The sequence below is a fragment of the Embleya sp. NPDC127516 genome (genome assembly GCF_044765325.1).
Taxonomy (GTDB): domain Bacteria; phylum Actinomycetota; class Actinomycetes; order Streptomycetales; family Streptomycetaceae; genus Embleya.
Genome location: NZ_JBIWJT010000008.1, coordinates 232,139 through 246,045, shown reverse-complemented (window position 1 = coordinate 246,045; position 13,907 = coordinate 232,139). Strand labels below are relative to the sequence as shown.

Annotated in this window: 13 protein-coding genes; 3 read left to right on the top strand and 10 right to left on the bottom strand. The window is 71.9% G+C overall.

Translation table 11 applies throughout. The annotated features are described in order from the left end of the window. Positions 1–11: 11 nt before the first annotated feature. Together ACIRL2_RS17920 and ACIRL2_RS17915 are read right to left on the bottom strand one after the other, a co-directional pair. Positions 12–899, bottom strand: a complete 888-nt coding sequence (locus ACIRL2_RS17920; RefSeq protein ID WP_395863699.1) for an SAM-dependent methyltransferase — start codon at positions 897–899, stop codon at positions 12–14. Positions 900–1,099: 200 nt separating this feature from the next. Beyond that, positions 1,100–2,896, bottom strand: coding sequence for a CDGSH iron-sulfur domain-containing protein (locus tag ACIRL2_RS17915; RefSeq protein WP_395863701.1), 1,797 nt, complete (start codon positions 2,894–2,896; stop codon positions 1,100–1,102). 117 nt (positions 2,897–3,013) lie between these two features. Between ACIRL2_RS17915 and ACIRL2_RS17910 the strand changes: the two genes are divergently transcribed. Next, entirely contained in the window at positions 3,014–3,664 is a 651-nt protein-coding gene (locus tag ACIRL2_RS17910; protein WP_402233108.1) for a TetR/AcrR family transcriptional regulator, read from the top strand. 468 nt (positions 3,665–4,132) lie between these two features. On the opposite strand, the gene ACIRL2_RS17905 is transcribed toward ACIRL2_RS17910, so the two are convergent. From ACIRL2_RS17905 to ACIRL2_RS17895, 3 genes are all read right to left on the bottom strand, one after another. Continuing rightward, the gene (locus ACIRL2_RS17905; protein WP_402233105.1) at positions 4,133–4,711 is read right to left on the bottom strand and encodes a hypothetical protein; all 579 of its coding nucleotides are present in this window, start codon (positions 4,709–4,711) and stop codon (positions 4,133–4,135) included. Further along, complete coding sequence (locus tag ACIRL2_RS17900; RefSeq protein WP_402233103.1) at positions 4,708–5,124, bottom strand: hypothetical protein; 417 nt, start codon at positions 5,122–5,124, stop codon at positions 4,708–4,710. Before ACIRL2_RS17900 ends, ACIRL2_RS17905 begins: the two co-directional genes overlap by 4 nt. A gap of 63 nt (positions 5,125–5,187) precedes the next feature. Beyond that, the gene (locus ACIRL2_RS17895) at positions 5,188–5,646 is read right to left on the bottom strand and encodes a MarR family winged helix-turn-helix transcriptional regulator (protein ID WP_395863709.1); all 459 of its coding nucleotides are present in this window, start codon (positions 5,644–5,646) and stop codon (positions 5,188–5,190) included. Between the two features lie 178 nt (positions 5,647–5,824). Here ACIRL2_RS17895 and ACIRL2_RS17890 point away from each other — a divergent pair, with 178 nt between their 5' ends. Together ACIRL2_RS17890 and ACIRL2_RS17885 are read left to right on the top strand one after the other, a co-directional pair. Next, positions 5,825–7,345 carry an MFS transporter gene (locus ACIRL2_RS17890; RefSeq protein WP_402233100.1) on the top strand — a complete coding sequence of 507 codons (1,521 nt, stop codon included), beginning with the start codon at positions 5,825–5,827 and terminating at the stop codon, positions 7,343–7,345. Between the two features lie 96 nt (positions 7,346–7,441). Beyond that, positions 7,442–8,461 carry an NADP-dependent oxidoreductase gene (locus tag ACIRL2_RS17885; protein WP_395863713.1) on the top strand — a complete coding sequence of 340 codons (1,020 nt, stop codon included), beginning with the start codon at positions 7,442–7,444 and terminating at the stop codon, positions 8,459–8,461. Positions 8,462–8,575: 114 nt separating this feature from the next. On the opposite strand, the gene ACIRL2_RS17880 is transcribed toward ACIRL2_RS17885, so the two are convergent. The 5 genes from ACIRL2_RS17880 to ACIRL2_RS17860 form a co-directional block, all read right to left on the bottom strand. Then, positions 8,576–10,048 (bottom strand): CHRD domain-containing protein, encoded by a 1,473-nt coding sequence (locus tag ACIRL2_RS17880; RefSeq protein WP_395863715.1) that lies wholly within the window; start codon positions 10,046–10,048, stop codon positions 8,576–8,578. 229 nt (positions 10,049–10,277) lie between these two features. Beyond that, the gene (locus ACIRL2_RS17875; RefSeq protein ID WP_395863716.1) at positions 10,278–10,895 is read right to left on the bottom strand and encodes a hypothetical protein; all 618 of its coding nucleotides are present in this window, start codon (positions 10,893–10,895) and stop codon (positions 10,278–10,280) included. A 240-nt stretch (positions 10,896–11,135) separates the two neighbouring features. Next, positions 11,136–12,605, bottom strand: a complete 1,470-nt coding sequence (locus tag ACIRL2_RS17870; RefSeq protein ID WP_395863718.1) for an SDR family NAD(P)-dependent oxidoreductase — start codon at positions 12,603–12,605, stop codon at positions 11,136–11,138. Positions 12,606–12,862: 257 nt separating this feature from the next. Further along, positions 12,863–13,276, bottom strand: a complete 414-nt coding sequence (locus ACIRL2_RS17865) for a PPOX class F420-dependent oxidoreductase (RefSeq protein WP_395863720.1) — start codon at positions 13,274–13,276, stop codon at positions 12,863–12,865. Further along, entirely contained in the window at positions 13,162–13,887 is a 726-nt protein-coding gene (locus ACIRL2_RS17860; RefSeq protein WP_402233095.1) for a YitT family protein, read from the bottom strand. The genes ACIRL2_RS17865 and ACIRL2_RS17860 overlap by 115 nt, the downstream gene beginning before the upstream one ends. Between the last annotated feature and the right edge of the window lie 20 nt (positions 13,888–13,907).

The window sequence follows — 13,907 nt, the reverse complement described above, 5'->3', positions numbered from 1 at the left end:
GACGGTGGCGGCTAGGACACGCCTTGGGGCTTGATGCCGACCGCGCCGTAGCCCCAGACGTTCTCGACCGTGTCGAGGGGGTGGTCCGGTTCGGCGTCGGGGTTCCAGTGGGTGCGCAGGCCGGGTTCGACCAGGTCGAACCCGGCGAACATGGCCAGGATGTCGTCGTATCGGCGCATGGTCATCTCGGCGGAGGCGTTCTTCCACCCGTCGGCGCCCTTGCGGCCCTGGTTCGGGTTGGCGTCGAAGGACGCGTGCGAGAGCAGGAGCATGCTGCCGGCGGGCAGGGCGTCGCGCAGCCGGGCGACGATCTCGTGCGGCTTCTCGTCGTCCCGGATGAAGTGCAGGATGGCGACCAGCATCAGCGCGACCGGCTCGCCGAAGTCGATCACCTCCAGCACCTCGGGCGCGGTCAGGATGTCCTCGGGCGCGCGCAGATCGGCCTGGGTGAAGGTGATCCGGCCCGGGCCGGCGTCGGTCATCAACGCCCGTCCGTGCACCAGCACGATCGGATCGTTGTCCACGTAGGCGACCCGGGCGTCCGGGGCGATCTCGTGGGCCGCCTCGTGGGTGTTGCCGGCCGTGGGGATGCCGGTGCCGATGTCCAGGAATTGGCGGATGCCGCGGCGTGCCGCGTAGCGCACCGCGCGGCGCAGGAAGAGCCGGTTGAGTTGCAGGGTGACCGGCAGATCGGGGATCGCGGCGACGATCGCGTCCGCCGTCGCGCGGTCGACCGCGAAGTTGTTCTTGCCGCCCAGCAGATAGTCGTAGATCCGGGCGGTGTGCGGGATGCTCGTGTCGATCCGAGCCGGCAGCCGACTCTCCACCTCGTCGAGTCGAGGCAACCGCCAGGCCTTCTCGTCGCCGTCCCCCGCGTTCCCCGCCGGTATGGATGTCACGTCCGCCTGCCTCCGCAGTACCGATTCCCTACGTTCGCCGACTGTACTGGGGGCATTCGTGGTTTGGGCCGGCGACGTAGGGCTGTCGAGGAATCGGTACACATCCGAAGTCGTCGGACAACCGACCGGCTCGTACCGGGAATCGGGTCGGTGCCGGCGGTCCGCGCCGTGACGCGGACCGCCGGCCGATGTCCGCCGAACTACTCGGGCTTGCCCTCGGCGACCCAGCGGGCGAACGCCTCCACCCGCTCCGCCGGCCAGGCGCCGTCACACGGCATCGTGCCCTGGCGCAGCCGGGCCAGGATCGCCTCGGCGTGCGTGCTGACGTCGGCGTGTGCCCACAGGTCGAACATGAAACTCATCGACTTGCGGTCCATCTCCCGGAACAAGGGCCTGATGTGCTCGTCGAAGCCGATCGGTTGATCCGCGGTCGGCAGGGACATGTCGGTCGTCTCCTGTTTCGGGGGTGGTGCCAGTGCCGACACCCGGGCGCCCGGGGTGGCGCCGCAGACCCACCACCAGCGCGGTACGGGCATGTGGGCCGGCGGGCGGGCGCCGGGTTGGGAGTTCTCCACCGCGATCCGCGAACCCCACTCGACGTAGCCGGCGAACGCGGCGCGGAACTCGGCGTCGGTGGGCAGGCCCGCGTCGTTCGCCGCGAGACTGATCAACTGCGCCCAGCGGGCTCGCCATTCCTCCTTGAGCGCCTTGCCGGCGTGCTCGCCGACCATGTGGTCGTAGCCGCCGTAGCGCTCGCTGTACAGCTTGGGACCGCCGAAGGTCTCGACCAGCCAGGCCGCCACCCGTTCCGGGTGATCCGGCGCCATCCGGGCGAACAGCGGTGCCAGCAGGGGGTCTTGCGGGACGTACTTGTCGTAGAAGATGTGCGTCATCCGGGTCAGCGCGGGCAGCCCGCCGGCCCATTCGTAGAGCGTGGGTTCGGCGGAGGGCGGCGGGTCGGCGAAGTCGACGTACCAGTGCATTCCGCTGCAGAACGGCTTGTTGCGCGAATGGCCGCACCGGCACAGGCTGTAGCGCTCGGTCGGCGCGCCCGGGCCGCGCGGCTCCGGTTCGCCGTCGGCGCCGACCAACGGGATGCCGCCGGTGACCCGGTACGGGCCGTTCAGCGATACCTCGATCGCCGGTTCGCGCTGCTGCGACGGCGGTTCGTGCCCGTCGAGCAGGTAGTCCAGGGCGCCGGACGGGCAGGCCCGGACGGTCCGCACGATCTCGTCCATCCGGCCGCCGGACGGCGCCACGAACGGCTCCTCCTTCTGCCGGAACACCGAGGAGAGCCGGTCGGTGCACAGGCCCGAGTGCGCGCACAGGCCCCGGTTGTCGGTCACTTCGACCGGGTTGCCCGGGTGGGTGCGGCGCTCGTCGGGCACCCGGCCCGGATCCTTGGCACCGCTGAAGCCGATTCGGGCGTGGCTGCCGTCGCACAGCGGCTTGGTCGCCGACTCGCCGCAGCGGCACAGCGCGGTCTGCGGCAGCACCGGGATCGGTTCGCCGAGCCGGTCGGTGACGTGGGTCGCATTGGTGACCAGATACGGTCCGTCCGGCGCGACCTGGATGCGGGTCGGCAGTTCGCCCTGGATCTCGGCGAACTCGGCGACCAGGGCGGCCCGTTCGGCGTCACCGTCGGTGAACAGCCAGGCCAGGTGTTGCAGCGCCGCCGCGGCCTCGACCAGGCCGGTGGGCGGTTCGGGGCTGATCTGTGCGCGCAACCGGGTCACTTCCGAGGCGAGTTCCCGGACCGGGCCGACCGGATCCCAGTCGGTGTCGGCGGGAGCGCCGGCGGCGCGCGGCTCGCTCGGCTGAGGTCCGGCGGTATCCCCGCCCATCTCGATCAGCGCCTCGGTCATCGGCCGGAGCACGGTGTCGCGCAGCGGGTCGCCCGCGTCGGCGTCGGTCATCCGCCGGGTGAGTTCGCGGTCGAGGACACGTGCCCGGATCAGCAGCGACCGCAGCCGGGCCTGGGTCGGCGCGCCGGTCACGGCGTGCAACCGATGCGTCGGCCCGACGGGATGATGGGACGGTTGAACACGATGGTCACGCTCGCTACCCCTGTCTCGGTGCGGTGCTGATTCAATACAATACAGGAGTGTATTGAAATGGAAAGTGCCAGTCGCGGTTCCGGTCGCGCCCGGGACAGCGCGATCGACGCCCGGATCCTGGCCGTGGCGGGACGCCATCTGGCCCGGGACGGGTACGCCGGGATGTCGCTCGCGGCCGTCGCCCAGGAGGCGGGTACCACCCGCCAGGCGCTGTATCGCCGCTGGCCCGGCAAGGCCGAGCTAGCCGCGGCGGTGGTCGCCGCGCTGGCCGAGGAGGACCGCACCGACGTCGCCGCGGACAATCCGTTCACCACGCTGGTGGCCGAGCTGACCGACTTCCAGCGGGGGGTCTCGAAGTCCGGCCGGCTCTCGCTGGTCGGCACGATGCTCCAGGACACCACCGACCCGGACCTGCGTGCCCGCTACCGGGCCCGGGTGATCGCGCCGCGGCGGGCCCGCCTGTTGTCCGCGCTGGAGTCGGCCCGCCGACAGGGCCACCTCGCCGCCGACGCGGACCTGGAGATCGCGCTGACCATGTGCACCGGCGCCTGGTACGCCCGCGAACTCGCGGGCGCCCCGATCCCGCCGAACTGGCCGTACCGCACCGCGTCCCTCCTCTGGCGCGCCCTCGGCGGCACGATCCCGGCGGGAACCGCACCCCCGCACCCTCCGAATCCCCAGCGGGACTCGCCGACGGATCCGGCGTAGGGCCGACCGGGCGGACCGGGCTGACCGGGCCGACCGGGGTCGACCGGCCCGGCGGACGCGGTGCCGGTGACGGGGGTGAGGCCGGCGCGCACGCTCGACACGGCACGGCACACCGAGCGACCTCCGGATCGGCACATCCGAGTGCGGGGCCCGGAGTGCGGCCACGACCGCCCACAGGGTCCGCTCCAGCGCGCGGATGTACGCACCCGCCCGACGCGCGGCGTCCGGATCGGCGGCGACATCGAACAGCGTGCCGAGGATCGCCACGCCCAGCGTCGTGCCGAGTTGCCGGTGGCGTTCAGTACGCCGGACGCGGAACCGGGCTCGTGTTGCCCCGGGACCGCTTCCCGACCCTGACCGCGCTCAAGCGGCACATGACCAGCGGCGGACGGGATGGACCGCGTCGAGTTCGGTCTGGACGTCTTCATCCGCGGCCGGCACCCCCGCCCCTGACCCGCCGCCGGCACCTCAGCCGGCGGCGGGCGCCGATGGTGGCGGGAAGGGCGGACACGCGGGTGTCGGCGTGGCGGAGAGCCACTCGGGTCGGGTGCGGGTGAATGCCCGGTCGCGGAGCCATCGGGTGATGTCGGCGAAGGCCCGGGCGGCGGCGAGGGGGGTGTCGTGTTCGCTGGACGAGTCGGCGACAGGGTGGCCGGCGCAGTCGGCCGGTGCCGGGCAGTACCGGGTGATGTCGGCGTCGACGACCCATGGTGGGCCCCAGCGCAGGTCGAACCCGCAGCGGCGAGGGAAGTAGAGCGCGGCGAGAAAGATGACGCCGCCGGGGAGTTCGAGTACGCCCTGCACGCTCGCCAGGGTCACGTCCGTCAGGCGTTGGCACTCGTAGCGCACGGACGCCGAGACGCCGACGTGCACGCCGAGCGCGCGCACGTGCGCGTCGGCCTCGTCGAGAGCGCGCCGGACGGCCTCGGCCTCGGCACCGCCGACGGCGGGGAACACCCAGGCGGGGTCCCCCGATTCCAGCGAAACCGGCTCGAAGCCGGTGTCGGACTCGAAGACGCCGCCGTCCGGGGCGGGATCCGGGGTCATTCGGCGGGCCGCATTGTCGCCCGGGCGATCGCCCGGTACTCGGTTGCGGTCGCTGCGGCGGGAAGGTCGATCACCGATCGAGCATGCGCGGCACACGCCCGCCTCGGCAACCGATTCCGCCCCACGCGCACCCGGAGCGCCGCCCCACCACGCCCAGTGGCCGGGCCGTTGCCGGCCCCGGGCTCACCCCACCGACGCCGCGTCGGTCCGGGTGGGCGTACCCGGCGACCCGGCCGGCGGCGCGCGGGTAGGAGCAGGCCGGTCGCCGCGCCCGCGCGGGACAGGCTCGCGCCGAGCGCCGAGACCGGGACGAAGCCGTCGGCGAAGGTGGCCGGCGAGGCGGGGCTGCCCGCGCCGGCGGAGATCGCGACGGCGACGGCGATGCCGAACACGCTGCCGAGCCGGCGCATCATGCCGTTGCTCCCGGCCGCGGTGCCGATCTCGGCAGGATCGGCCGCGCCGACTCGGGTTCCGGGTCAGGGGTGCGCGGTCTCCATGGCCGGGCGGAGCCGGCCCAGGAGGGTGTACAGCGCGAGGCGCTCGTCGGTGGTGAGGCCGTCCAGTGCCGCGCGGGTGGTGTGCATCTCGCCGCGGATGCGGCGGATCGTGGCGTGGCCCTCTTCGGTGGCCACCACGTTCTTGACCCGGCGGTCGTTGGGATTGGGCTCGCGGCGCACCAGGCCGCGCGATTCGAGCCGGTCCACGATGCCGGTGACGTTGGAGGCGTCGCACACCAGGCGGTCGGCGAGCCCGCGCATCGGCAGCGGGCGGCGGAGCAGGGAGAGCGTCTTGGCCTGCACCGAGGTCAGGCCGTGCCGGCTGACCACCGCGGCGAAGTCGTGGAAGTACGCGGTGCCCACGGCGGCCATGGCGTCCATGATCTCGGCCGTGCTCGGGGTGCTGGGATCGACGTCGGTGTCCGTGGCGCTGCTCATGGATCCAAGTTAACGCAAAAAGGTTGAGGACTTCAACCTTTGAACTTGACGTAGCAATTTGCGGGTGTCTACGGTCGGCTCTATTGCTTGAAGACTTCAACCATCGAGGCTGCAAAGCTTCGCCTCGGCGTCCCGAAAAGACGTCCCGAACCCGACTCCCCGAAGAAAGAGCGTCTCCGTGAGTCCCACCCCGCCCGGCACCGGCACCGGCACCGGCACCGGCACCGCTGCCGCCACCGCCGACAAGCGAGGATCCGGTGCCCCGCTGATCCTCGCGCTCGGACTGGCCGCCATGGTCGTCGCGATGGCGCAGACCCAGGTCATCCCGATCCTCGGACTGCTCCAGCAGGAGTTGGGCACCACGCCCGCCGGGGTCGGCTGGGTGACCACCGCGACGCTGCTGTCCGCGGCGGTGTTCACCCCGCTGCTCGGCCGCTTCGGTGACCAGCACGGCAAGAAGCCGACGCTGATCGGCGTACTGGGCGTGATGATCGCCGGCTCGGTGCTGGCGGCGGTGACGTCCTCGCTGCCGCTGTTGATCCTGGGGCGGGTGCTCCAGGGCGCGGCCACCGCGATCTTCCCGCTCGCGCTGTCGATCATCCGCGAGGAACTGCCGGTGGAGAAGCTGCCCGGCGCGATGTCGCTGATCAGCGGAACGCTCGCGTTCGGCAGCGGACTCTCGCTGGTGGCCACCGGACTGCTCACCCGCGGTGACGACCCGAACTACCACCTGGTCTTCTGGTTCTCCGCGATCCTGTCCGCCGTCGCCCTGCTCGCGGTGATCCTCCGGGTACCGGCCGGCCGTACCAAGGCGGGCGGCCGGATCGACCTGCTCGGCGCGGCGACCCTCGGCCTGTTCCTGGTGCTGCTGCTCCTGGGCATCTCGCAGGGGCACGAATGGGGCTGGGCCTCCGGCCGGACGGTCGGCTCGTTCGTCGGCGCCGTGCTGATGGCGGGTGTGTGGGTCCAGGTCGAGCGCCGGGTCGCCGACCCGCTGGTGGACCTGCGGATGTTCGTGCACCGTCCGGTCCTGCTCACCAACCTGGCCGGCCTGTTCGTCGGCTTCGCCGCGTTCAGCCAGTTCATCGGGATCTCCTACCTGGTCCAGATGCCGGAGCGGGTGGCCGGGTACGGATTCACCGCGTCGGTGCTGCGGGCCTCGGTCGAATACCTGCTCCCGGGCGCGCTGATCTCGCTGCTCGCGGCACCGCTGGGCGGCCTCCTGGTCGGCAGGATCGGCGCCCGGATGACCCTGGTGATCGGCTCGCTGGTGGGCATCGCCGGCTTCGCGTGGCTGGCGTTCGGGCACGGCGCCTCGGCGTCGGTGATCCTCGCGGGCATGCTCACCGGCATCTCGATCTCGTTCGGGTACGCGGCGATGCCCGCGCTGATCGTGGCCAACGTGCCGCACCACCAGACCGGCATCGCGAACGGGATCAACTCCATTTCGCGCAGCGTCGGCAGCTCGATCGCCAGCGCCGTGATCACCTCGCTGCTCGCGTCCAAGTCGGTCGCCGGCCTGCCCGCGGGCTTCCCGCCGATTCCGGCCGAGAGCCGGTTCACGCTGAGCTTCGTGATCGCCGGGGTGATGCTCGTGCTGGTCGTCGCGGTGGCGTTGCTCGGCCTCAAGCGGGTACCCGCAAGGGCCGAGCCGGTCGCCGTGTCCGTGCCGCGGACCCAGGAGTCCGTGGACGCCTGACGGCCGAACCACCGCACGGGACGCGTCGCCGGACCGGCACCCGTACCGACCCCCGTCTCCCGACCCACTCCGCACCGCCGAGAAAGGCCACGCCCGATGACACCCACCACCAGCCGCGAATGGCACCTCCTGGCCCGCCCCAAGGGCTGGCCCAAGGAGGAGGACTTCGCCCTGCGCGAGGTCGAGATCCCGGAGCTCGCCGACGGGCAGATGCTGATCCGCAACCTGTTCCTGTCGGTCGACCCCGCGATGCGCGGTCGGATGAACGACGTCAAGTCGTACACCCCGCCGTTCAAGTTGAACGAGGCCATGGAGGGTGGTGCGGTCGGCCGGGTCGTCGCGTCCAAGGCGGCCGGCTTCGAGGTGGGCGACGCGGTGCAGCACTGGCTCGGCTGGCGCGAGTACTCGGTGGTCGCCGGCAAGGGCGCCGGCGCCGTCAAGGTCGACCCCGACCTCGCGCCGCTGTCCGCCTACCTGGGTGTCCTGGGCATGCCGGGCATGACCGCGTGGGCGGGCCTGCTCGACGTCGCGTCCTTCAAGCCCGGCGACGCGGTGTTCGTCTCCGGCGCGGCCGGCGCGGTGGGCAGCCAGGTCGGCCAGATCGCCCGGATCAAGGGCGCCTCGCGGGTGATCGGCAGTGCCGGCTCGGCGGACAAGGTCAAGCTGCTGGTGGACGAGTACGGCTTCGACGCCGCGTTCGACTACAAGGACGGGCCGGTGGCCGGGCAGCTCGCCAAGGCCGCTCCGGACGGTATCGACGTGTACTTCGACAACGTCGGCGGCGAGCACCTGGAGGCAGCGATCGGCGCGCTGCACACGCACGGCCGGGTCGCGATGTGCGGCGCCATCGCGCAATACAACGCCACCGAGCCGACCCCGGCGCCGCGCAACCTGGCGTTGTCGATCGGCAAGCGGCTGCGGCTCCAGGGCTTCATCGTCATCGACCACTTCGGCAGGCGCGACGAGTTCCTCGCCGAGGTCGGCGGTTGGGTCAAGGAGGGCAAGCTCAAGTACCGCGAGACGGTCGTCGAGGGGATCGAGAACAACCTCGACGCGCTGCTGGGCATGCTGCGCGGGGAGAACACCGGGAAGATGGTCGTCGCCCTGCCGGAGTGAGACCCGGGCCCGGTCGCGGGAGCGGACATGCCGAAGGGCCGCGCGTGGGGGTTGGACGCGCGGCCCTTCGGGGTCTTTCCGGGGACGATCCGGCTCGGGGGAGCGGGATTTCGGTCAGCCGATGAACAGGTAGTCGGCCTGGTACGGCACTTCGGCGGTGGGCCGGGTCGCCGGGTCACACGTGCCGGCCGGAGCCACACCGCCCCGGGTGTTCAGTCGCAGCACCTGGGTGGTCGCGGAGAGCAGCAGGCCCGGCTTGCCGGTCTGGGTCGCCTTCAGCACCAGCTCGGGGATGTTGCCATCCCCGTTCGGCAGCTTGGTCGCCACCGCGCCGGTCACCGCGCTGCCGTCCGGGGCGATCCACTGCGGCGGACCGGCGGCCGGGTTCACGAAGCTGTGCTTGAGGTCGCCCTGGAGCTTGGCCGCCACGTCGAGCTGGGTGAAGGAGCTCGCGCCGTCCTTGGTCGTGCACTGGTAGATCTGCTTGCCGGTGAGCACCGACAGGTTCAGCGCCGGCGACTTCGGGGCCACCTTGCGGTCGAGCTGTCCGCGCACCGCGCCGCCCGGGAACTCGCCCGTGTGCAGGTTGGTGTAGTAGTTCGCCGGCGTCGCGTTGATCCGCTCGACGACCGCCGGGTCGATGCCCTCCACGGTGCCGGCCAGGCCGGTCACCGACTGCGGCAGTCCGCCCTTCGCGTCGAACAGCGGCGCGACCACGTCACCGTTGGCGCCCGCCGCGGCCTTGTGCAGGTGGCCCAGCGTGGGCGGGGCGACACCCGTCCAGGAAAACGACCAGTCGATGCAGTTGCCCCACGGGCGGACCGAGGTGTCCGCACGGCCGTCCGGGTCGCCGGTCTTCTTGCCCTCGGCGTTCTGCACCTCCTGCTTCCCGGTCGCCTCGGCGGGCAACGTGCCGTTCTTGAGCACGCTGTTCATGTCGACCGGGCCGGCGAGCGCGACCAACTGGCCGCGGATCGCGCCGCCGGGGAACTCGCCGGTGTGCATGTTGAAGTACAGGCTCGCCGGGTCGCTCTTGATCTTCTCCAGCAGCGCGGCGTCGGTGACCTTGACGCTTCCGGTCACCGCGTTCGCGGTGTCGGGCAGCGCGGTCGCGAAGAACGGCACCTTGACCTCGCCGTTCCTGCCCTTGCCGCCCAGGTGCAGGTGGGCCGCGGTCGGCGCGCCGGTGCCCTCCCAACGGATCCCGAAGCTGACCTGGTCGCCCTTGATCCGGACCAGCGCGGTGCCCTTGCCGTCCTTGTCGCCCACCGCCGCGTTGCCGCCGGGGACCTCGTTCGCGCCGGACAGGCCCGCGGCGAAGAAGGTCTCCTCGCCGGTCGCGGGTTCGGCCGCGCCGGTGGTGGTCCGGTCGGAGGCGGGAACCGCTCCGCCGTGTTCGGAGCCGTGCTCGCCGCCGTGTTCGCCACCGGGCGAGCCGGGGTCGTTGCCCGCCTTGGCCGCGGACACGTTGGTCGAATCGTTCTTCGTGGCAGCGGACTTGGTGTCCGAGGACGAGCATCCGGTGACCGCGAGCGCGAGCGTGGCGGACAAGGCGACGGTGGGCAGCGTGTACTTGCGTGCGGACATGACGAGTCTCCCCGAAGACATGGGTCGTGGAATGCGCGTGGGTTGTCCGGCCGGGCCTCGTCCGCGTGCGTGGCGCGGGGGCGCGCGGGCCGGAGTCACCGCCGCGGTGTCGTTACCGCGGCGTCGTTGCCGTCGTGTTGTTGCCGTGGTGCCTATGGATGGCCAATCGGCTTGTGCCGCTTGGGAGTCGGCCGGTGGCGAGCCGAGGCCGCGCCGGCGCCGGGTGCGATCAGTAGCCGTAGCCGCCGGTCGAGGGCTTGTCGCTCGGCGGCGCCGTGGTCGCGGTCACGCCGGCCTTCTTGCCGTCGGGGGTCACCGCGAACCAAGTGCCGCCCACACCCTGGCCCTTGGTCTCGCCGGGCTTGGTGTCGGCCGCGAACCGGTACACCGGCCAGCCGCCGATGGTGACCTGGGTGCTGCCGTCGCCGCGGGTCACGCTGCCGACGACGGACTGGTCGACGCCGTTGAGGGTGACGCCGCCGGTGGTGGTGACGGCGGGCCACTTCGCGAGGCAGTCGCCCTCGCAGTTCGACTTGGACGGCTTGGCGGTGTCCTTGTCGAAGCGGTACAGCGTGAAGCCGGCGCCGTCGGCGACGATCGGGCCGAGCTTGGCGTCCGTGCCCGCCTTCAACACGGCCTTGCCCGCCGTACCGTTCGCACTCTGAGCGGGCGCGGCGGGCGTGCCGGGCGTGTTCGGCGCGGGCTGGGACTGCTGCCCGGTGGGCTGCGTCGCGGTGCCGGCGGCCTTGCCGTCGTCCTTCGAGTCACTGCCGCACGCGGACAGTCCGAGACCGAGCGCACCGGCGATGGCGACGGCGGCGAGGCTGCGGGTGCTGAAAACAGACATGGTGAACCCCCGGAGTGTGATTGATGGTTTGCCGAACGGCGGTACGGGAGACGGATTTTGGGTTCCGTTCCCGAGTCGACCGGTTCGCGTGCCGGTCGTTGCGCGTCGACATCCAGCAGTACGGGGGAGGGGTCGGAAAGGGTTCAGCGTCGGCGAATGTTTTTTTTGGCGAATCCCGACCGAACCCGAACCGGCCCCGGCGGGAACCTCCGCCGGGGCCGGAACACGCAGGTCGGGGGCCTACCAGGCGGCCGGCGCGTAGTCCTTGAGGAAGCAGCCGTACAGGTCCTCGCCGGCCTCGCCGCGCACGATCGGGTCGTACACCCGGGCCGCGCCGTCGACCAGGTCGAGCGGCGCGTGGAAGCCCTCGTCGGCGAGCCGCATCTTCTGCGGGTGCGGGCGCTCGTCGGTGATCCAGCCGGTGTCCACGGCCGTCATCAGGATGCCGTCGGAGAGCATCTCCTCGGCACTGGTGCGGGTCAGCATGTTCAGCGCGGCCTTGGCCATGTTCGTGTGCGGGTGGCCGGGGCCCTTGTAGCCGCGGCTGAACTGGCCCTCCATCGCGGACACGTTGACCACGTACTTGCGCCGGGCCTTGGCCGCGGCCATCGCCGGACGCAGTCGGCTGACCAGGACGAACGGAGCGGTCACATTGCACAGTTGCACTTCGAGCAACTCGACCGGGTCCACCTCGTGCACGCGTTGCGTCCAGCTGTTGACCGGATCCAGGTCTGGGACCAGGCCGCCCGCGTCGATCGCGGTGCCGGTCTCGATCCGGGCGGGCGAGGCCGAACCGCTGGTCAGGGCGAGCGCGGTGAGTGCCTGCGGGGTCAGCGCCTGCTCCTCCGCGCGGGACTGCCCGGGCAGCAGTACGTGGCCGCTGCCGCCGATGTGTCCGAACGAGACCATCTCCGGCAGTTCGCCGGCCGGCAGCGGCGCGGCCTCGGCGGCGGCCAGTGCCGCGTACGCCTGCGGGGTCCGGCGCACCGTCTGTGCGGCGTTGTTGATCAGGATGTCCAGCGGTCCGGCCTCGGCCACCGAGTCGGCCAGCGCGACCACCTGGGCCGGGTCGCGCAGGTCTATCCCGGCGATCTTGAGCCGGTGCAGCCAGTCCGCGCTGTCCGGCATCGCGGCGAAGCGGCGGATCGCGTCGTTGGGGAAGCGAGTGGTGATCGTGGTGTGCGCGCCGTCGCGGAGCAGGCGCAGCGCGATGTACATGCCGATCTTGGCCCGGCCGCCGGTGAGCAGGGCGCGGCGCCCGGTCAGGTCGGTGCGCTGGTCGCGGCGGGCCCGGTTCTCGGCGGCGCACTCGGGACAGAGCTGGTGGTAGAACGCGTCCACCTCGCGGTAGCGCTTTTTGCAGATGTAGCAGGCCCGGGCGCGTTCCAGGACGCCGGCGATCTCGGTCGTGGTGACCGTGGTCAGCGCGATGCCGAGGGTCTCGTCGTCGATCCGGCCCGGCGCGCCGGTCGCGGTGGCGGCGGTGACCGCCTCGTCGTTGGCGATCACCCGGTCCCGGCGCTCCTTGCGGCGGCGCTCCTTGACGCTCTTGTAGATCCCGGCCGTGGCCCGCCGGATCCGGACCGCGTCCGGGTGCTCGACGTCCAGTTCCTCGACCTCGGCGAGCACGCTCAGGCACAACTCCATACGCGCGGGATCGATGCCCTCCGCCACGCCCGTGTCCGCCTGAATCCCACTACTCGCTGTCATCGCCGTTGCCGTTTCCTGTGCTCGCCGCCGCCACAAAACCCCGGCGGAACTCTACGTCGTGCCGAGACCTGGACCAATTCTCGCGTGCTCGGCCCGAGGGCGGCGCGGGACGGTCGGCGCACATCACGGACGGCCGCGGTGTCGGCCCGGCCGTCGGTCGGGACCGGCGGCCGGCGCCGGTGCGCGGGCGGTAGGGCGGGGTCGCGTTCCCGGGCAACCCCGCGGCCCGGGAACGCGACGTATTCGGGGCGGTCCGCTCAGGTGCGGGACCAGCCGTAGGTGCGCTCGACGGTGATCCGGATGACCACGCGGTGTTCCGTCGCCATCACGTCGCGGTATTCGGCCCAGTCCGGGTGCTCGCCGACGATCAGGCGGTATACCTCGACGAGTTCGTCGGCGATCGGGTCGTCGGGCGACTGGCACGCGGCACTGATCTCGGCGTGGCCCTCGGCGACCAGGTAGGCGTCGTAGTCGGGAGCGGTGACCAGGAAGCTCGCGCGCGGGTCGCGGGCCAGGTTGCGGGTCTTGGCGCGGTCGACGGTGGCCGAGATCCGGATCAACCGGCGGTCCGGCTCCCACAGGTAGGAGACCGGGGAGAGTTGGGGGCGGCCGTCCCGCTTGAGCGTGGTGAGGACGCCGCGTCGGTCGGTGCCGAGGAGTTTCGTGTCCATCGTGGGCGACTCGCTTTCGATGCGGGCTTCGGTGTCAGTCGAGGCAGGAACCAGTGGGCCAGTGGCCCGATGGCGAGGGTGAAGACGATCGTGCCGACGCCGACCGTGCCGCCGAGCAGGACGCCCGTGCCCAGGACGGTCACCTCGATCACGGTGCGGCCCAGCCGGATCGAGTGACCGCGAGCGGCCCAACCGGTCATCAGCCCGTCGCGCGGGCCCGGGCCGAGTCCGGCGCCGATGTACAAGCCGGTGGCGAGCGCGGTGAGCACGATCGCGGCGGCCAACAGCGCCGCCCGCAGCGGCAGGTTCTCCGGTGCGGGCAGCAGCCACAACACGCCGTCCACGACCAGGCCGACGACCACGACGTTGGCGATCGTGCCGAACCCGGGGCGCTGCCGCAGCGGGATCCACAGCAGCAGGACCAGGACGGCGGTGCCGATCACGACCTGCCCGAACGGCAGCCCGGTCCGCTCCGCGACGCCCTCGTGCAGCACGTTCCACGCGTCCAGGCCGAGTCGGGCGCGCACCATCAGCGCGATGCCGACGCCGAACAGGGCCAGGCCGAGGAACAGGCGGATCAGCCGATTCGGCAGGCGAACGGGGGTGCTCACGAGGCATCCGCCTTCCTGGC